This is a genomic window from Rothia sp. HMSC069C10 (genome assembly GCF_001812205.1).
Taxonomy (GTDB): Bacteria; Actinomycetota; Actinomycetes; order Actinomycetales; family Micrococcaceae; genus Rothia; species Rothia mucilaginosa.
The window spans coordinates 139,587-157,650 of record NZ_KV808303.1; the positions used below are offsets into that span (position 1 = coordinate 139,587).

General features: G+C 58.0%; 19 protein-coding genes, 1 tRNA gene and 1 rRNA gene. 8 read left to right on the forward strand and 13 right to left on the reverse strand.

The window, feature by feature from the left end; genetic code table 11:
- The first annotated feature begins 84 nt into the window (after positions 1 to 84).
- Complete coding sequence (locus HMPREF2842_RS06995) at positions 85 to 858, forward strand: HAD-IIB family hydrolase (RefSeq protein ID WP_049340065.1); 774 nt, start codon at positions 85 to 87, stop codon at positions 856 to 858.
- 146 nt (positions 859 to 1,004) lie between these two features.
- A complete protein-coding gene (locus HMPREF2842_RS07000; protein ID WP_210398799.1) occupies positions 1,005 to 1,529 on the forward strand; it encodes a hypothetical protein in 525 nt (174 codons plus the stop codon).
- Between the two features lie 77 nt (positions 1,530 to 1,606).
- On the opposite strand, the gene HMPREF2842_RS07005 is transcribed toward HMPREF2842_RS07000, so the two are convergent.
- The 4 genes from HMPREF2842_RS07005 to HMPREF2842_RS07020 all read right to left on the reverse strand — a co-directional run bounded on the left by HMPREF2842_RS07005 (position 1,607) and on the right by HMPREF2842_RS07020 (position 5,619).
- Positions 1,607 to 1,966, reverse strand: coding sequence for an ATPase (locus tag HMPREF2842_RS07005; RefSeq protein ID WP_070643769.1), 360 nt, complete (start codon positions 1,964 to 1,966; stop codon positions 1,607 to 1,609).
- 12 nt (positions 1,967 to 1,978) lie between these two features.
- Positions 1,979 to 2,497, reverse strand: a complete 519-nt coding sequence (locus HMPREF2842_RS07010) for a hypothetical protein (RefSeq protein WP_070643776.1) — start codon at positions 2,495 to 2,497, stop codon at positions 1,979 to 1,981.
- Between the two features lie 179 nt (positions 2,498 to 2,676).
- Complete coding sequence (locus HMPREF2842_RS07015) at positions 2,677 to 4,419, reverse strand: cation:proton antiporter (protein ID WP_049340059.1); 1,743 nt, start codon at positions 4,417 to 4,419, stop codon at positions 2,677 to 2,679.
- 249 nt (positions 4,420 to 4,668) lie between these two features.
- Positions 4,669 to 5,619 carry a biotin synthase gene (locus HMPREF2842_RS07020; RefSeq protein WP_070633562.1) on the reverse strand — a complete coding sequence of 317 codons (951 nt, stop codon included), beginning with the start codon at positions 5,617 to 5,619 and terminating at the stop codon, positions 4,669 to 4,671.
- Between the two features lie 291 nt (positions 5,620 to 5,910).
- Between HMPREF2842_RS07020 and HMPREF2842_RS07025 the strand changes: the two genes are divergently transcribed.
- From HMPREF2842_RS07025 to HMPREF2842_RS07045, 5 genes are all read left to right on the forward strand, one after another.
- Positions 5,911 to 6,513, forward strand: coding sequence for a TetR/AcrR family transcriptional regulator (locus HMPREF2842_RS07025; protein WP_070633559.1), 603 nt, complete (start codon positions 5,911 to 5,913; stop codon positions 6,511 to 6,513).
- Between the two features lie 257 nt (positions 6,514 to 6,770).
- Positions 6,771 to 8,168: a galactokinase gene (locus HMPREF2842_RS07030; protein ID WP_005504129.1), complete on the forward strand. Its 1,398-nt coding sequence runs from the start codon at positions 6,771 to 6,773 to the stop codon at positions 8,166 to 8,168.
- A gap of 434 nt (positions 8,169 to 8,602) precedes the next feature.
- Positions 8,603 to 8,767, forward strand: a complete 165-nt coding sequence (locus tag HMPREF2842_RS07035) for a hypothetical protein (protein WP_005504128.1) — start codon at positions 8,603 to 8,605, stop codon at positions 8,765 to 8,767.
- A 532-nt stretch (positions 8,768 to 9,299) separates the two neighbouring features.
- Positions 9,300 to 9,620 (forward strand): glutaredoxin domain-containing protein, encoded by a 321-nt coding sequence (locus HMPREF2842_RS07040; protein WP_012902647.1) that lies wholly within the window; start codon positions 9,300 to 9,302, stop codon positions 9,618 to 9,620.
- A 1-nt stretch (position 9,621) separates the two neighbouring features.
- Complete coding sequence (locus HMPREF2842_RS07045; RefSeq protein ID WP_049354130.1) at positions 9,622 to 10,440, forward strand: shikimate 5-dehydrogenase; 819 nt, start codon at positions 9,622 to 9,624, stop codon at positions 10,438 to 10,440.
- A gap of 337 nt (positions 10,441 to 10,777) precedes the next feature.
- Here HMPREF2842_RS07045 and HMPREF2842_RS07050 read toward each other — a convergent pair whose 3' ends face one another.
- The 3 genes from HMPREF2842_RS07050 to HMPREF2842_RS07060 all read right to left on the reverse strand — a co-directional run bounded on the left by HMPREF2842_RS07050 (position 10,778) and on the right by HMPREF2842_RS07060 (position 13,149).
- Entirely contained in the window at positions 10,778 to 11,590 is an 813-nt protein-coding gene (locus tag HMPREF2842_RS07050) for a rhomboid family intramembrane serine protease (protein ID WP_083309225.1), read from the reverse strand.
- A gap of 57 nt (positions 11,591 to 11,647) precedes the next feature.
- Positions 11,648 to 12,463, reverse strand: coding sequence for a rhomboid family intramembrane serine protease (locus tag HMPREF2842_RS07055; protein WP_083309226.1), 816 nt, complete (start codon positions 12,461 to 12,463; stop codon positions 11,648 to 11,650).
- Positions 12,464 to 12,621: 158 nt separating this feature from the next.
- The gene (locus HMPREF2842_RS07060; RefSeq protein ID WP_005508008.1) at positions 12,622 to 13,149 is read right to left on the reverse strand and encodes a peptidylprolyl isomerase; all 528 of its coding nucleotides are present in this window, start codon (positions 13,147 to 13,149) and stop codon (positions 12,622 to 12,624) included.
- A gap of 173 nt (positions 13,150 to 13,322) precedes the next feature.
- Here HMPREF2842_RS07060 and HMPREF2842_RS07065 point away from each other — a divergent pair, with 173 nt between their 5' ends.
- Positions 13,323 to 13,658: a hypothetical protein gene (locus HMPREF2842_RS07065; RefSeq protein WP_070615733.1), complete on the forward strand. Its 336-nt coding sequence runs from the start codon at positions 13,323 to 13,325 to the stop codon at positions 13,656 to 13,658.
- Between the two features lie 323 nt (positions 13,659 to 13,981).
- Here HMPREF2842_RS07065 and rrf read toward each other — a convergent pair.
- From rrf to HMPREF2842_RS07095, 6 genes are all read right to left on the reverse strand, one after another.
- A 5S ribosomal RNA gene (gene rrf / locus HMPREF2842_RS07070) occupies positions 13,982 to 14,098 on the reverse strand.
- A gap of 3 nt (positions 14,099 to 14,101) precedes the next feature.
- Positions 14,102 to 14,174 (reverse strand) — tRNA-Ala (locus HMPREF2842_RS07075).
- A gap of 91 nt (positions 14,175 to 14,265) precedes the next feature.
- Positions 14,266 to 15,465 (reverse strand): acetamidase, encoded by a 1,200-nt coding sequence (locus tag HMPREF2842_RS07080; protein WP_246823231.1) that lies wholly within the window; start codon positions 15,463 to 15,465, stop codon positions 14,266 to 14,268.
- Between the two features lie 206 nt (positions 15,466 to 15,671).
- Positions 15,672 to 16,124, reverse strand: a complete 453-nt coding sequence (locus HMPREF2842_RS07085) for a DUF3349 domain-containing protein (RefSeq protein WP_070633553.1) — start codon at positions 16,122 to 16,124, stop codon at positions 15,672 to 15,674.
- 50 nt (positions 16,125 to 16,174) lie between these two features.
- The gene (locus tag HMPREF2842_RS07090; RefSeq protein WP_065423854.1) at positions 16,175 to 16,468 is read right to left on the reverse strand and encodes a hypothetical protein; all 294 of its coding nucleotides are present in this window, start codon (positions 16,466 to 16,468) and stop codon (positions 16,175 to 16,177) included.
- 14 nt (positions 16,469 to 16,482) lie between these two features.
- Entirely contained in the window at positions 16,483 to 17,709 is a 1,227-nt protein-coding gene (locus HMPREF2842_RS07095; protein WP_070633551.1) for an inorganic phosphate transporter, read from the reverse strand.
- Positions 17,710 to 18,064: the final 355 nt, after the last annotated feature.

Here is an 18,064-nt window from a genome sequence, read left to right on the forward strand (position 1 = left end):
TTAAAAGTACCGGCGGCACCCCCGTTTTTTATGGGTTGCGGCGCACAATTCGCGGCAATGCAGCCCTCCCGCGAAGGAGTTTCTATGACCAAATTGATGGCTTTCGATCTTGACGGCACGATCCTGTTTAACCGTGCCGTGGAGCCTGCCACTGAGCAGGCGATTGCCCGCTGGCAGGCGGAGGGTAACCTGGCGGTCTCGTGCACGGGCAAGAGCATTTTTGCCACGCAACTGGCGTTGAACCCGACCGCCATCCGTTTTGATTACCACGTGCTGTACACGGGTGCGGTGATTACTGACCGGCAGTACCGGGTGATTTACCATCAGCCTCTTCCGGTGAGTGTTGTGCAAGCGTGCTACGAGCATTTCAGCACCGTGGACGGCGTGGCTCTGTTCGCGACGACTCTGGATAACGATTACAGCCTCTGCGACCGGGTGGGCTCCTCGACGAATATCCTGCCGGAGTTCACTCCCCTGCCGGCTGACGACCTGCAGAACCACGAGTACGTGGGTGTGCCCCTGTGGATTCCGGATGCTCAGGTTCGCGAGGCGGCGTACACCTGGATTCTGGAGCGTTTTGGTGATTCGGTGGACTGCCACAAGAACCAGGATTTCCTGGATATTGTGCCGCCCGCCTGCACAAAGGGCACCGGTCTGCAGCATCTGGTGGAGTACCTGCAGTCGGAGCATCCGGGCACCTCCTATGAGGTGCACACGATTGGCGACTCGTGGAACGATATCGACATGCACCGCTACGCCGACCGTTCGGCGTCTTTCAGCTACTCCCCCGATGAGGTCAAGGCCGTCACCACCGATTGTGTGGATAAGGCGTACGAGTTCATTGAGGCTTCCCTGTAGCTGATTCGAAGGCGGTGGCTAGGCGAGCGCTGAACCCGTCTAGCCGCTTTCTCTTGCGCAGCTCCCCCTCCCCGTCACATCCGCTCCCCCGTTTCACGTGAAACACCGCTTTCCCGTTACTCCCCGTGTACCCTCGTGAGGTTTCTATGTGCCCTTCCGCTTCTCAGCCCCGTAAGAACCAGCCCGGCAAGGATCAGTTTCCCAAGAGCCAGTCCCAGAAGAGCCAGCAACCGGAGCCTGCCCAGTCTTACGACCCGTCCAGCTTCTCTGACACCTTCCGCGCTATGGCGCGTGAATCACTCGTGAAGAACCAGAAGAACCGCCCGGACTCCCCCATCGTCTCGATTTCCCCGGTGCTGATTGTTTTGGGCGCCATTGCGGCGGCGCTGTACGGGCTGTGGCAGAGCTGGGCGTGTCTCATCCCGCTGGTGCTGATTCTGGTGCTCATGTGGGTTCGCTACACGATGCAGCGTCAGGCGCTCAACGATTTTGCGGAGCTGGAGGCGGCACGCACCGCCTGGAAGAAAACCCGCGACCGCCAGTACCTGGAGCTGATGGCGGTGCAGTCGGCGCGCATCCTGGAGGAGAATAAGGCGCTGACCAAGCAGGCTCGCGCGCACGTGCAGGAGTACGCGGATTTCGCGGCACAGAAGCTGGGTGCTCAGCGCTAAACATCGTGAGTGCACAGGCATCAAGAAACCCCCTCAGATGTTCTCTGAGGGGGTTTTAGCGTCTAAAGGTATAAAGCCTAGTTGGTCTTCTGCGTGGGCGCTTCAACAAGTGCTTCAGCAGGTTCTTCTGCGGCGCCCTCGGTGAGCTCCGCAGGTTCTTCGCCCGCATCATCAGTAGCCGGAACCTCATCCAGGCGCTGCACCACAGCGGGGCGATTATCAAAGCCGCGGCGGGAGGCGCGAACCGCCTTCGCGTCCATGGTGTACAGCTGCTCGCGGTTCGTCAGCACGACCAGGGTCATGGCGTTCAGGCAGACGCCCACAATGCACAGAATCCAGCCGATCAGCATGAACCGACCGCCGGAAAGCACCGCACCGGAAAGCATCAGGGCAACAGAAACCAGGTACGCCGGGGAAAGCAAAAACTTCGTATTCACGACCGACCTGCCTTAGCGTGCGTTGGAGCGGGGCTTGGGGGTGCGACCCGAACGGGGGCGCGAGGGCAGAACGCTCATGCGACCGGGGGCGGGAGCAACAATCGGCTGAGATTCGGTGGGCTCTTCCTCGCGGACCTCTGCAGCTTCAGCGGGCTCGGTCGCTTCAACAGCCTCAGCGGGAGCTACTTCCTGCTCAGCCTGCGCCACTACCTCGTGCTCGCCCGCCTCCTGCTCGACTACCTCATGCTCAGCAGCTTCACGCTCTTCACGGCGGTGCTCCGAGCGCTCGCGGATGCGGTTCTCCACAGAGGACTCGAAGCCGTCCAGGTTGGCAACCAGTGCGGGGGTCGGGTTACCCTTCGCCTTACCCACGGACAGCACGAAGGCAAGGACGTTCAGACCCAGCGCAAGAATCAGAAGAATCCAGCCGAGCCACAGGAGCCAGGGGCTGGAGGTTCCGATCAAGAGCGCGCCGCAAAAAATCACGCCGAGGGAGGTCAGGTACGCAGGCGAAAGAGTCTTGAAATCCATGTCTACTTTCAATGTGTTCGTGAGTTTGAGAGAGCTAACGTTCGGTTCTCATTTTAGGTGATAGTTGAGGCTTAATCTGCTTCTGCCCCTGTCTATCGCCTGTGAGCTAAAGACCAGCGGGCTTTACTCGGTGGCGTAGGCAGGGGCAGAAACGTAGTGTTCGCGCACGGGCGTACCGGCTAGGACTTGGGGGTTACCTCGTTAGTGACCAGGGGCGAGGCGGGCGCGTTCTCCACCACGGGGATTGCGCGGGTGCTCAGGGTGCCCTGGTGCTTCTTCCAGAGGTTGTAGCGTTCCATGGCGACCGCGCCGGCGGTCATGGCGGGCAGAATGAACATGCCGGAGGAGCGGATGCTTTCAGCCTGCGCCAGGATGTCCAGCTTACGCACCACGCGGGTCACGTCGTGGGAGTCGTAGCGGTCCTGCGCCGCAATGACCTCATTCTGCGCGGCGACGAGGGCGGCGTCGCGCAGGCGTACAAAGTCGTTCCTCTTGTCCTTAAGTTTCTCCATGTACTGCTTGTATTCTTCGGGCAGTGCCTCACTAATTTCGTCTCGGCGGGTAATGGCGGAGCACATTTCCTTCACGCGAGCGTAGGTTTCCGGGTCGGTGGTTGCCTTCGCTTCAGCCTGTAGCGCTTCAAGGGCGGCGTCCTGCGCAATTTGGAGCAGCTCGGGTACGGCGGTTTCTTCTTCATGGTTAGCCTGCACGCCAAGGACCTTCACGAGCAGGGGCAGGGTCAGGCCGGGCAGCACGAGGGTGAAGAAGAGTACGGAGAGCATCATGACGATGGCGTCCTGGCGTACCTGTTCGGTGCCGTTGACCACGGGGATGGACAGGGCAAGAATCAGGGTCACGAGGCCTCGCATGCCGGACCAGGTCATAACGATAACTTCAGCAAAGCTTTCGGGTGCACCCTCGTGGATGGGGTTCTTGCGTCCTGCCAGCCAGACGATGGTGAACCAGATGAGGCGCACCAGGATGGCGACCAGTGCGACCAGGGCACCGTCAGCGAAGAGGCTTGCGATACGGGAGGGGTCGGCGGTGGCGATGATACTACTTGCCTGCAGGCCGATGAGGCCGAAAGCGACACCGGTCATGAGCAGCTCAATAATCTGCCAGAAGGAGGTGGAGGAGAGGCGTTCTTCCGCTTCGAGTGCCGCCATGTATTTGGTGCTGGTGAACTGGATAGCGCCGATGACCACGGCAATAACGCCGGAGGCGTGCACGCTTTCAGCAGCGAGGTAGGCGCCGAAGGGGATCATGAGGGTCACGGCGTTGCTGGTGACCACGTCGTGGGCACGCTGGCGAACGTAGCCGCCAAGCCAGCCGAAGATATAACCAATAATGACCGCGAGGATCGAGCCGAGCACGAAGTCCTTGGCGACCGAGAGCGGCTCGATGTGGTGGCCGCTGGTCATGGAGTGGATTGCGGCGTGGAAGAGAACGATTGCGATAGCGTCGTTGAAGCTACCTTCAGTCTGCAGAGTACCGATGAGGCGGCGGGGGATGCCGACGGGCTCAGCGACTGCTTCCACGGCGACGGGGTCGGGCGGGGAGACGGCGGCACCGACGGCAAGGGCGACGGCGATGGTCATACCGGGGACCCACCACATGGCTGCGCTGGCAATTGCCAGGGCGGAGACGGTGGTGAGAAGGACCGAGTAGAGCAGTACGGATCTCCAGCGGCGGCGCAGGGTGCCCCAGGAGAATTTAACGCCGATGGCCCACAGTAGCGGCGGAAGGAAGATCGGCAGGATGATGTCGCTGTCGATAGTAAGATCCGGTCGGTTGGGGATGAAGAGCGCGGCGGTGCCGAGCAGGGTCATCATGACCGGCCAGGGGAGGTTGAGTCGATCACCGACGCTGACCATAAACACGGTCGCAATCAGGATGATGACAATAACGGAGAGGTAAAGCATTGGTCCGGTGTTGTTCCTTTCGCGCGGCTAGGGTTAGTCGGCTACGTCTTTCTACTCTACCGGAGGGGCTCATTCCGCTTTTCGGATATGGGGGTTCTGCACCGTTTATTGTGGTGTTGTTTACCTCTAAGCCTAATGCTCTTTACGGAATATAGAGTTTTCCCCTGAATATCCTTGCTTTTCAGCAGGTTATCCAGGGGAAAATTCTATATTTGGAATATATCGATTGGGGTAGTTACCTCTAGCGGATTACTTAGAGCCGCATCCACCAGCACCACAGCCACAACCGCCAGCGGAGGCTTCCTCGACAACCGGTTCAGGCTCGTCGTGACCACCGCAGCAGCCACCCTTTTCTTCCTTCGGCTCGTCGTGGCCGCCGCAGCAACCGCCACCACCGTGGGAGTGGCCGTGAGGCTCACCGGGAGCTTCAGCGGAAGAACCGCATCCGCCCGAGCCGCAACCGCAACCACCGGCGGAATGTGCCGGCTCCTCGTGGCTACCGCAGCCACCCGAGCCACAGCCACAGCCGCCACCGTCGACCGAGCCGCAGGCGGAGCCGCGTGCATCGCGGTGACCCATGAGATCCACACCCAGGTCGGAGAGGTAACGCAGGTAGCCTGCGAGGGCGTCGCGTCCACCGGTGCCGGAGATGACGATACCACCGTGGCGCAGTGCCTTGAGCACCTCGTTAACCATCGGCCACTGCTCAATGTCGTCGGTAATGGTAATGGCGCTGACCACGTGCATTGCGAGGGAAGTCAGCGAGCGCAGGGACTGTTCGTAGCCTTCGGGCAGGTGAATGACCTTGGCGGGTGCTGCCAGGCGCAGGATGGACAGCACGCGCATCAGCATCATGGGTACTGCATTTTCGGGCAGTAGTACGGTCACGCCGATGGCGGAGGATTCAGCAATACGTTCGATGGTTGCCGCGAGTTCTTCGGAATCGATATCGCGGGAGATATCCAGTACTTCGTAGGAGTCCACGGCGATGGAGCGGGTACCGAGGGCGTCGGCGAGTGCTTCATCTTCGGTGTGGATCGCAATCATGTTGCGGAATTCGTTGCGGCGCACGACGGAGGCTGCCTCGATGAGGGCGAAGTCCTGGCCTTCACCATCCACGAGGAGGGTGTGGATTTCTTCGCGGTTGAGGCCTTCGCCTGCGGTGGCGCGCTCGATTAGTTCAGAAAATGCATTGCTCATACCGAATATTAAACACCTGATTTTGGGGCGTGCGCCCGCGAGGTTTACCTGTCTTGGCGGTTTTGGGCGGTTTAAGACGTGATTTTATGCCGAGAGCGTGGGCGGCTACCTGTTCTGTGCGTGCTGGAGTGGTTTTGGTGGCAAAAGTGCTCGTGAAACGCGAACCGTTCGCTCCGGGTGAGTGAGAATCAACATTGCTTTTTGGGTTTGTGCCGCGTATTTGTGGGGTTTTTGTTTGCCGTGGGGTGCATCTTGCTCACGTTACAGATTTGAACACCCTAAAATGAAAGGGTGGTACTTTCCCGTGAAAAGATTCTAGATACCGCCTACGAGGTCTTGGCGACCTACGGTTTGGCGGACCTTTCCATGCGCCGACTCGCTCAGGAGCTTCACGTGGCTCCCGGCGCCCTGTACTACCACGTGAAGAATAAGCAGCAGCTTCTGATTCTGTTGGCGGATTACATTCTGGCTCGTGCCCCGAAGTCGATGTCTGAGGAGGCTGAGGCGAATCCGGAGGCTATTCGTGCTTCGATGATTCGCCGCGGCGATACGTTGTTCTCCCTGCTGTACCCGATTCGTGAGTGCCCTGAGGTGGTGCGTTTGAGTTTGGCTCTGCACCCGCGTGAGTTGAAGCCTGTGGTGGCTATGGCTCATGAGTTCCAGGCTCTTGGTTTGGGTCATGCGGAGGCGCTACGTCGTGCTCGTTTGTTGACCCATATTGCGTTGAGCCTGGTGGAGGAGTATCAGACTCTGCCGCTGATTTCGCCTCAGGAGGCTGTGGCGAGTGGCGATGTTCCTCTGATTGAGAATGCGTTTAACCGTTACCGCCAGGATCTGCTTTCTGCCATTGACACGATGATGGTGGTGCAGGAGCCTTATACGCAGGATGCGTAATCGCTTGGCCCTTCTGTTGGTTTATTAGTTATGTATGTTGCCCCGTGCCCCCTTGTAGGGTGCGGGGCTTTTGCGTGCGTTGGCTTTTGGCTGCCCTGCCGCACGCTGATACCGGTGCGGTTTGGCGGCTGAGTCGATGTTCGCTGGTTTTCTGCTTTAGTCTAGAGGTGACACGTGCTTGTACCCGGAGTGTATCGGGTGCGCGAAGGGTGTCGTTTATGTTTTAGTGCCCTGTTGGGCTTTATCAGAGGTGTTCCATGTCGATGACCGCTACCGCCCAGTGGGCGGCTCTTCCGGACCATAGCGCGGAGATTGCGCGTGTGCGTGAGGAGTTTATTACTGCGTATGGTTACGAGCCGGATGGTGTGTGGTCTGCGCCTGGGCGTCTGAATCTTTTGGGCGAGTACATTGATTTTTTGGGTGGCTCGTGCCTGCCGATGCCGTTGCCGTACCGCACCTATGTGGCGGGTGCGTTGCGTCGTGATGGTGTGTTGCGCGCGGCTTCTTTGCAGATGCCCGGCGACGAGCGCACGGTCGTGATTCGCGATATCCAGCCGGGTCATTTAAAGGGCTGGTTCACCTATGTGGCGGGTGTTGCGTGGGCGATGAATCAGGAGGGCGGCAGGGATATTATGCTGCCCGATGAGTTTGGTGCTGACCTGCTGATTAATTCTCGTGTTCCGGTGGGTGGCGGTTTGTCGTCTTCGGCGGCTTTGGAGTGTTCGACGGCGTTGGCGTTGTTGGAGCTCTCGTGTCCGGTGCGTGAGGAGTGCCCGCAGGCGGATGCTACCCCGGCTGATAGTGATGCTTTGCGTGCGCGTCTGGCTCAGGTGTGTATTACGGCTGAGAATAAGGTGGCTGGCGCGCATACGGGTGGCCTGGATCAGACGGCGTCGTTGCGTTCGTATCCGGAGCAGGCTCTGGTGATTGATTTCCGTGATTTTTCGATTGAGCCGGTTGCGGTGGATATTGCCCAGCATGGCCTGAGTTTTTTGGTGATCGATACGAACACTCCGCATGAGCTGACGGATGGCGGTTTTGCGGCTCGTCGTGCGGCGTCTGAGACGTGCGCTGACGCTTTGGGTCTGCGTTTTTTGCGTGATGCCCTACCGGAGGATTTGTCGTGTGCGGGTATGGATGCGCGTGCGGCAAAGGCGTGGCGTGCTGACTTGGTGGATTCTTCGGTGAATCGTGCCTTGGATGCTCTGGAGGATGCGGGTCGTCCGTGTTCGTTCCCGCGTGGTTGGGTGCGTCATGCGTTCCACGATATGACTCTGGTGGGTCGTGCGAGCTATTTGCTGCAACATGCTGATGAGCTGGGCTTTGCGGCGTTTGAGGAGGCGGGCCGCATTTTCACGGAGTCGTTTGTATCGATGCGTGATGAGTTGCGTGTTTCTCGCCCTGAGATTGATGATGCGGTGCAGGTGTGCCTGGATCGGGGCGCGTTGGGTGCCCGTATTGTGGGTGGTGGTTTTGGTGGCGCGGTGATGGCGCTGATTCCGACCTCTCAGCTGGAGGCTGCCGCGGATGCGGTGGCGACTGCGTATGCTGTGCGCGGCTATGCGGCGCCTCGTTTTTTGCCGATGGTTGCTGGTTTTGCGGCGTCTCATGATTGGGCTGCGGGCGCTGCTCCTACGGATATTCCGGTGTTGTAGGGTTGGGTGCTGAAGTCTGTCATAAATCAGCGGGGTGTCATAGGGGCGTTTTTTCGGGGTTTTGAACAATATTCATAGCTGGAAGTTTCCTGCGAGTTTCTGCAAATTTCCTCCGCTCATCCCCCGTAATAACGCGCTGATAAGCCATAATTTTTTGGTCATTGGTCAAAAGTGGCGCCACGTTTTCTGAGGGTGGTTTTTCTTGCCTTCGCGGGTATGTACACTTATCGACGGACGCAATCCGTGAGCTGTAAAGTTTCGATGCGCATAGTCCGGCATATGGATAGCATCTACACTGGGTTCTACCGTCACATACAAACCCAGCTTGCAGGTTTCGTCCACCAAAGCATCACACTCCAGTTTTCTGCCCGTCCGGGCAGACCCCTCACTTGAAGTGAGGCTTTAGAGCGCGAAAGCGCAGAAAGGAGGCCCCCATGGGCTTCGATATCAAGGGCACCGTTGAGCAGGGCCTCGACAAGGCTCAGGAAGTCATCAACGAGAAGGCTGGCAAGGAGGTCGTCACCGACGAGCACGTTGCCAAGGTTGAAGAGGTCGTGACCGAGAACGTCTCCAAGCTGACCGAGAAGTTCGGCAAGTAAGGCGACAGCCTCCTTTGGATTGGCGCCCTGCCTCGCTTCCTCATGGGGTAGGGCGCCATTTCCCTGGGTTTGCATCACAGGCTTTCACTCAACGGCTTTCACTCAACATCTCTCTCGAATAATGGGGCGTTCTGCCCCGCCTGGGTTCTTTCATTCACCGACTCACTCGGCATATTGCTCAGCTTCGGTTACCGCCTGGTAGCCTGTTTTCACTCTTCTTTTACTCTTACTCAGCACAAGTGCTCGCGCTTTCTCGCGAACTGTATACGCCCCGCATCATTGGTCCGGCAACCTTGGTGTGGGGCGTATGCCGTTAATGCGCGGGGGAAGGCTTCTGGGGCGCAGGGTGAAGGCTTCTGCGGGAGTGCTGTGCGGGTTGCCGGGGTGCGGCGCGGGCGTTCGCCCGATGAGGGCCTCTCCCCCGCACCTACGTACTCAGGCTATGCTTGATACATCAACTTATTGAGCTGCGCCCTCAGGCAGGTTTTAGCGCCTCCTGGAGACCGCGGAGCACCCTGTTTATGGAGGAACTATGTTTGAACGTCAGCAGTCCGATCAGCAGAAGGCACGCGAGGTCATGAAGGATGGCGGCGTCGTCATTTATTGGCGCCCCGGCTGCCCCTACTGCGAGGCTCTGGATTCTAAGCTGGGCGAGCTGGGCGACCACGCTACCTGGGTCAACATTTGGGAGGATCCGCAGGCTGAAGCGCACGTGAAGTCCCTCAACGACGGCAACGCAACCGTCCCCACCGTGGATACCGGCGACACCCACTTTGTGGTCGCTGACCTGGTGAGCCGCAACAAGGTGAAGAAGCTGATCCAGAACACTCTCGACGCTGGCGGCGAGGCTTAAGATGACTCGCCCGGCGCTGAACCGCGATACGACGGTCTGCATTTCCTTGTCTGGTCGCCCGTCGAATCACGGCATTAAGTTCCACAATTACCTGTACGAGAAGCACGGTCTGGATTACCTGTACAAGGCGATGACCACCACCGACATTGAGGGTGCTATCGCCGGCGTACGTGCTCTGGGTATTCGTGGCTGCTCGGTGTCTATGCCGTTTAAGCAGGCTGTTATCCCGCTGATGGACGATATGGACCACTCAGCTGCGGTTATTGGTGCGGTGAACACGATTGTGAACACTGACGGCTTCTTGAAGGCGTACAACACGGATGTGATTGCGGTGGCCTCCCTGCTGCGTTCGCATAATGTGGATCCGTCTCTGCCGTTCCTGCTGCGCGGTTCGGGCGGTATGGCTGCGGCTGTGGCTGGTGCGTTCTTTGATGCGGGCTTCTCGCAGGGCATGATTATTGCCCGTAACGAGGAGACCGGCCGCGCGCTGGCTGAGCGTTACGAGTACGCCTGGGCGCCGGAGGTGGGCAACCTGCGAGCGCCGATTCTGGTGAACGTGACCCCGATTGGCATGGCTGGCGGTGAGGAGAGCGAGGAGCTGTCCTACCCGCAGGAGGCTATTGCTGAGGCACAGGTGGTCTTTGACGTGGTGGCGATGCCCGTTGAGACTCCGCTGGTTCGTGCGGCTCGCGCGGCGGGTAAGGAAGTTATTCACGGCGGCGAGGTGATTGCTCTGCAGGCCGCTGAGCAGTTCCGCCTGTACACCGGCGTGGAGCTCACCCCCGAGGAGGTTGAGGAGGCGGAAGCTCAGGCGAACTAGGTTCGCACCCGCTGCTTCTTTGCCCCGTAAGGGGCTCGATACGTGAAAGTGCCCGGAAGGTTGATCCTTCCGGGCACTTTTTGTTGGTGCGTAGCACCGGAATTTTTTGTAATTACACACACCCTGGTATTTAAGGTTTTCCACATCTGTGGAGAAATCTGGGGAAAACTCTTACACCCGTGTAATTCACCCCGTGTAATTCGGTTGTTTTAGCCTGTATCCACAGGTTTTTAACATGTACTCACACTCGTGGAATTACACGAATGTAGTTATACACAGTGTGGAAAACTGCTGTGGATAACGTGTCTCTGCACCGGATTTCCGCGGTTTTCCAGGCTTAATACCTGCCGTTGAGCCACTGCTGCGGGCTCTGCGGCGGCGGATTCGAGGACTCGGGTTTCTTCACGAACGGGATAATCAGCAGGGTTGCTAGTGCGCCACTGACAAGACCGCCAAAGTGTCCCGCGTGAGAAATATTCGGGTGGAAGAGGCTCTGCACAACGTCAATACCCATGAGCAGAATAAAGAGGCGTGCAGTATCCTTCTGCTTCCGAAGAAGCAGAAGGACGAAGAACGCGCCGTAGAGGCCGTACACACCGCCTGATGCGCCCACGGCACCACGGTAGTAGGTGAAGAGGTACACACTGCAGCCGGCACCTACGGTAGCCGCCATATATACAAAGAGGAATTTCCACCGCCCCATCATGCGTTCGAGGGACACACCGAAGATGAAGAGGTAAATCATGTTCCACACCAGGTGCATCGGGTCAGTTTGCGAGTGCACAAACCCGTGCGTGATGAGGCGGTAGTACTCGCCGTGGTGGACACGGGGACCAGACATCATGCCGAGATTGTGTACCCAGCGGAACGGAATGATCAGCTGCAGGCCGTACACCACGACATTAATCAGGATGAGCGTGTACGTAATATGCCAGTGACGGGCGATGAAGGAACGCTTCGGGCTCGAGGCGCCTCCATTGAGGTCACGGTAGCAATCGGGGCAGACTACACCCGCATCCTGTGCCGTCTGGCATTCACCGCAGATGGTGCGGTTGCAGCGCCCGCACTGGGCGTAGCTGACACGGTCGGGGTGGTTGACGCAGACCGTGGGGCTCTGCCCGTAGTTCATGTAGTTGGGAAAGTTCTCCACTGACCCTCCAAAGATTTTGTGCCGGATTTTCCGAAGATTTTTCACGTATTTTCAGGCTTAGTACCTGCCGTTTTGCCATTGCTGCGGACTCTGTTGCGGCGGATTCGAGGACTCGGGCTTATCCACAAGCGGGACAAACAGCAGTGTCAACAGCACACCACCGATAAAACCACCCGCGTGGCATGCGTGGGAGATATTCGACGGGGTCAGAATGCTATAGATGATGTTCGGGGCAGTAATCATGACGAACACTCGTGCGGTGTCCTTCTGCTTCATGATGATTAGCAGGGTCAAGAACGAGCCCATGAGACCGAATAGACCACCGGAGGCACCCACCACGCTCGTTCCAGGAGCCAGCACATACACGCCTAATGCACCAAAGATGATAGAGCCCAGGTACACCACAAGGAACTTCCATCGCCCAATCATGCGTTCGAGGGACACACCGTAGATGAAGAGGTTAATCATGTTCCACACCAGGTGCATCGGGTCGTTCTGCATGTGCAGAAAACCGTAGCTGATGATGCGGTAGTACTCGCCGTGCTGGACATAGGGCCACCAGATGTTGCCATGCCTAACCACCCATTCGTTGGGAATAAGCTGTTGCAGACCATACACCACGACGTTAATCAGAATGAGCGTGTACGTAATATGCCAGTGGCGCGCCAGGAACGAGCCTTTCGCCTTCGAGCTACCGCTTTTAAGTTCGCGGTAGCAATCGGGGCAGACCATGCCCACATCCAGCGCTACCTGGCATTCGCCGCAGACGGTGCGGTTGCAGCGCCCGCACTGGGCGTAGCTGACACGGTCGGGGTGGTTGACGCAGACCGTGGGGCTCTGCCCGTAGTTCATGTAGTTGGGAAAGTTCTCCACTGAACCTCCAGGGGTGGTATGCCGGATCAACCGGGGTGGTGTGGGGGGGGCATATAAGCGCAGGGACCCACCGGAAGAATCCTGGCGGGCCCCTGAACTATACGTGTTTTCTCAACACCTTCAGCAGAATGCTCGTATGAGCCTTCCGATGGGGTTTATTAGAGCTTTTCGATGTCGATCGAGGAGATGACAACGTCCTTGACCGGGCGGTCCTGGAAGCCGGTCTCAACGCCCTCAATAGCGTCAACAACCTTCTTGGATGCCTCGTCGGTAACCTCACCGAAGATGGTGTGGCGGCCGTTCAGCCAAGGGGTCTCAACGGTGGTGATGAAGAACTGAGAACCGTTGGTGCCGGGGCCTGCGTTAGCCATTGCCAGCAGGTAGGGCTTGGAGAAGGAGAGCTCGGGGTGAATCTCGTCCTTGAACTGGTAGCCGGGGCCACCAACGCCCATGCCCAGGGGGTCACCACCCTGAATCATGAAGTCCTTGATGATGCGGTGGAACACGACGTCCTTGTACAGGGGGGTGTTCATGATTTCACCGGTGCGGGGGTGCTTCCACTGACGGGAGCCGTCAGCCAGGCCGATGAAGTTCTCAACAGTCAGCGGTGCGTGGTTGCCGAAGAGCTCGACGACGATGTCACCGTAGTTAGTGTGGATAGTTGCCTTAGCAGTTGCATTAGTCATGGCTCTATTGTGGCACGGGGCGGCGCTCATTCGCCATCTAACATGTTTTTTCGCCCCGGGCGCACCGTTGGGCGGGCTTTTTGGGCGGGAATTGAATATCCTGAGAGGTGAACACTACGCGCGCGGCGGCGTTTTCTGGTCGCTGGCGCATTTCAACCGATGGAGGTCACCCCATGTTCTGCTGCAAGAAGCGTAAGGCACGCAAGGCTGCTAAGGCTCAGACTATTGTCTCTTCTCTGGCTGCTGTTGAGTCCGCGCTGGAAGGCAAGACCGCTGAGATGTTCGCTGAGAAGCTGACCGGCAACAAGAAGGCCCTGAAGAAGGCTCGTAAGGCTACCGCAAAGACTGTTCGTGCCGCTGAGAAGGAACTGGCTCGTATTGAGCGTAACGGCGGCAAGCGCCCCCGTAAGGGCCTGGCGTTCCTGGGTCTGCTGGTTGCTCTGGGTGTTGCAGGCGCCGCAGCCTACAACGCAGCTCGTCCCGTGGAGGACCCCTGGAAGAACGCATAAGCGTTCCCGTATCTTCTTCTTCTCTCAGGGGATCTAAGATAGCTTTCTGAGGCGCCGCTAGCGGCGCGAGGGAGCGCTTTATGAAAGATAGCCGCCCGCCAAGAGTTTTACTCTGGCGGGCGGCTATTGTTTGTTCTTTATGGGGGGAGGAAAGGGGAGAGAGGAGGCGCTACAGATGCTACAGGTAGAGCGCTGAATCTCCCCGTGCATATACCCCGGGGTGCCCCCTGCGGTAGTTCCCTGACATGCCCGGATATACCCTGACGTACCCGATATACAAAGAACCCCATGTCTTTCGACATGGGGTTCTCGGTTCAAAAATAAACCGGCGATGACCTACTCTCCCACACCCACAAAAGTGCAGTACCATCGGCGCGAAGAGTCTTAGCTTCTGGGTTCGGAATGGAACCAGGCGTTTCCCTCTTGCTATAATCACCGGAAAGTGGAGGCGAGGGGACTCGAACCCCTAACCCTCTGCTTGCAAAGCAGATGCGCTACCAATTGCGCCACGCCCCCGTGGTGCTCTACTAGTCTATAACACCTTTTGCGGCTTCACCAAATCCTCATGCATATTTTTTTAGTTAGACCCATCACATTACTGATGGGTTTAGGTAATCACCTCACCCGGCACTGTCGCCTCCCGCTTCGTCAGAGCCTGCAGGGGGACGCTAACCTCCTGCAGATATTTACGAATCGCGGTACGTTGCGCCTCCTTCGCGGACTCCTCCTTCGACTCCGGTCCCTTGAAGCCCAGCTTGAAAGCATCCCACTGGCTCGCTGAGGGGTACTTTTCACGGGCATTCCACACCAGCGAGAACGATGCCAGGGTATTCAGCTCCTTCCTCGTGGCGGCCTTCGATAGCACATCAGCCACCGTTGCCACACGCGAAGACTCCGCAACACTCACCGAAACCTTCGACTGCGCACCCGAGGGCAGGGTTACTGCCTTCTCCGGAGCCAACTGAATATTCAGGTGAATCTGCTGCACCCGCTCGTTCTTCAGATCCAGCTCAGCCAGGGAGCGGAAACGCTTCAGCAGGGATTCATAGTTCTCATCAATCACAACGGCATTCAGGCGCAACTCATCCGCCAGCAGACCCACCTGCGCATAGCTCACATTAGTTCCCAACGCCGCGTTAGCGGTCAGCACCTTCAGCCACTGCTCTTCTTTCAGGGTCGCCGAATCATTGACGCGCAGCGGGCTCACCGGAGCATCCGTAGCGGTGTTAGCAACGTTCTGTGGGTCATTCGCCGAGTCCACGCCACCGTAGGTGACGCTCAGCCGATGCAGAGAACCGTAAACGGACAGGTTCGTCAGAGCCGTAGCGGCCGCCGCCAAATCGGCCTGTGCCACCTCCGTGAGGGAGAAAGAACCCACCAGGCGCAGGTCCTGTTCACTACGCCCCTTACCCACATAGATACGCCCCAGCGACTCAATCTTCAGGTAGCGGGTATCAATATTCTCGCGAACCAGACGCTCACGGCGTGCCAGCAGCTTCTCGTTTGAAACCACCGCCGCCGCATCCTCGCCCAGCACACCGGTGGCGGCAATCTGCGGCATTGCGGCAAGCACCCCGGCGGCGGCAACCACGCCGCCGGTCAGAAGCAGGGAACGGCGGGGCACCACGAGGCGGCGCGCCTGCCCGGCGATAGCCTCTTTAGCGGCATCGACGCGGGTAGAAGGGGTCTTAGCCACAGAGTCCTCAGCGGCAACGGATGCCGCCTCAGAAGAGCCCTGAGAGGCTCCCCGGGTAGAAGTATCGGGAATGTGAGAGTTCTCGGGTTCCAAAGAAGGGGAAGAAGACACAGAATCTCCATGATGCAGGGCGAGCGCAAAGCCCACCAACGGTTTGAGGGGAGTGAAGTCCCTCTAGAATACCGCCCGCACCCATGCACATGCCGACAACCCGCTGCGCATCATTCGAAGGGCATAAAGAAAACCTATGGGGTGGACTCAGTCCACCCCATAGGTCACAAACTTCATGAGAGCTCTCAACCCTCACCGCAGGCTATTTAGTTATCCTGCGCAGCCGTAGCATTCGGAGCCGGAATATTAGCCGATTCAGCAGCCAACTCAGCAATACGGATCTCGCCGGTCGTCGGATCGTCGTAGGTCACGTACTCGGTACCGCCAGTCGTAGGCTCAGCGTCCTCGTTCACGTGGTTCTCCGCAATCAGGAAGCCGTGCGCACCCAGAATCTTAGCGACGCGGTCAATATCCTGCGGGGTCGGGGTATGATCCACCACTCGACGAATGTACTCGTTAATGCGCTGGTCGCTCACGTACGCCTCGCCACGAGCAGCACGAGACTGCATGAGCTGGCGAACAACTTCCTGCAGCTGCTCATCGGTCAGACGCATCTTCAAAATAGCCATCACTGCCGCGCGGTCCTGCACCGGAACATCCTTGGGATACCCGACGCTCAGCCAGTCGATTACTCGAGAGATTATGCTCTTATCAGGCATCGAGCCCCTCCTTCGAAGCAGTCATCATATGCAATTTAGTGTTCACGGGATTAGTGGCCTCCACCGGTTACGCCGAAGATATTCCAGCCGAAAGTGTGGTCGATAAAGTCCTTAGCGACCCAGAGAATACCGATGATTACGATTGCTACGATAATAGCAAAAATGCAAGACGCGGCAATCTTCGCCACCGTTCCCGGAGGCTCAATTTCAACGAGCTTACCGTCCGCAGTGTACTCGGTACGGCCAGCCAGCAGACGCAGACCCAGAGCATACAGCGCCGGAAGGCCCGCACCAAAGAACAGACCGGCAATCAGCACCGGAATAACCTTGTTCACAATGTCCATCAGATATTCCACGGCTACGAACCTGCCTTCTCAGTAGCAAGAGTCTGCTCTGCGGATGCGTCAGCGCTGGTGACTGCAGCGCCTTCCTCTTCATCCCAGTCGCCAGTCACGTTCGAAGCGTCAATGTTGTCCTTCTGGGAATGACGCCACATCAGGAAGCAGAAGATAATCAGCAGCGCGAACACGGTCAGCTCGCCAACGAACTGGGTGCCGGTCAGAGCGTTCAGGCCGTGACCAATCAGCCAGGTCAGAGCACCCACAATTGCGGCAGCCGGCAGAGTAATCAGCCAAGCAACCACCATGCGGCCAGCAACAGACCAGCGAACCTCAGCACCCTTACGGCCCAGGCCACTACCCAGAATCGAACCGGATGCCACGTGAGTGGTGGACAGTGCCATACCGAAGTGGGAGGAGGTCAGAATAATCGCGGCGGATGCACCATCAGCAGCAACACCCTGCGGGGTGTCTACCTCAACGATACCCTTACCGAGGGTGCGGATAATGCGCCAGCCACCCAGGTAAGTACCCAGAGCAATAGCGATAGCGCAGGAAGCCTTCACCCACAGGGGGATCGCGTCATCGTTGCTCAGAGCGCCCGAGGCAACCAGAGCCAGGAAGATCACGCCCATGGTCTTCTGCGCATCGTTAGTACCGTGCGCCAGAGACATCAGGGATGCGGTCGCAACCTGTCCTTTACGGAAGCCGCCGTGCTTACGGTCGTCAGCCACCGGGGCAGCAATACGGTATACCAGCCAAGTGCCGGTTGCCGCCACAATAGCCGCAATGACGGGGGAGAGGACCGCGGGAACAATAATCTTGGACAGAACGCCCATCCACTGCACGCCGTCAAAGCCAATCGCGACAATAGCCGAACCAATCAGGCCACCAAACAGAGCGTGCGACGAGGATGAGGGAAGACCCAGAAGCCAGGTCAAAACGTTCCAGAGGATACCGCCCACCAGACCGGTAAAGACGATAAGCATCAGCGCCGGACCGTCCGTTGTTACATCGATACGGTCCAGGTTCACGATGCCGCTACCGACCGAACGCGCCACCTCAACAGAGAGGAACGCGCCGACAAGGTTCAGGGACGCAGACAGCGCCACGGCGGTCTTAGGCTTCAGTGCACCGGTGGCGATGGAGGTTGCCATCGCGTTACCGGTGTCGTGGAAGCCATTCGTAAAGTCGAAGGCGAGCGCGGTAAGCACCACGATCACGAGAATAATGAGTTCTGTAGTCACAAGAAAATTATCTGTCGGTTTTCGTGAAATCTAAAGTATTCCGAATTAACACGAAATAACAGATAAACCCACGGTATTGAGCAGGTTTTTATGAGGGTTTTACTATAGAGCCCATATTTTAGGGGAAACTCTCCCGATATTCCGCGGAAAAAAGGGTGCACCTATCGGAATGCTTAAGTTGGTTTATGTGGCTTATGCGAGAGTGCGGGGGAGAGGGGTGATTATATCCATCAAGAGGATAAAGTGTGTTCACCAAGTGTTCACTTTCAGGAACCTCCCAGCTTTCTTTTTGTGACACACCTTTATTATTCAGACCTCATTTAGGTCGCCGAGCTACCCGTACAGGATGCCCCTG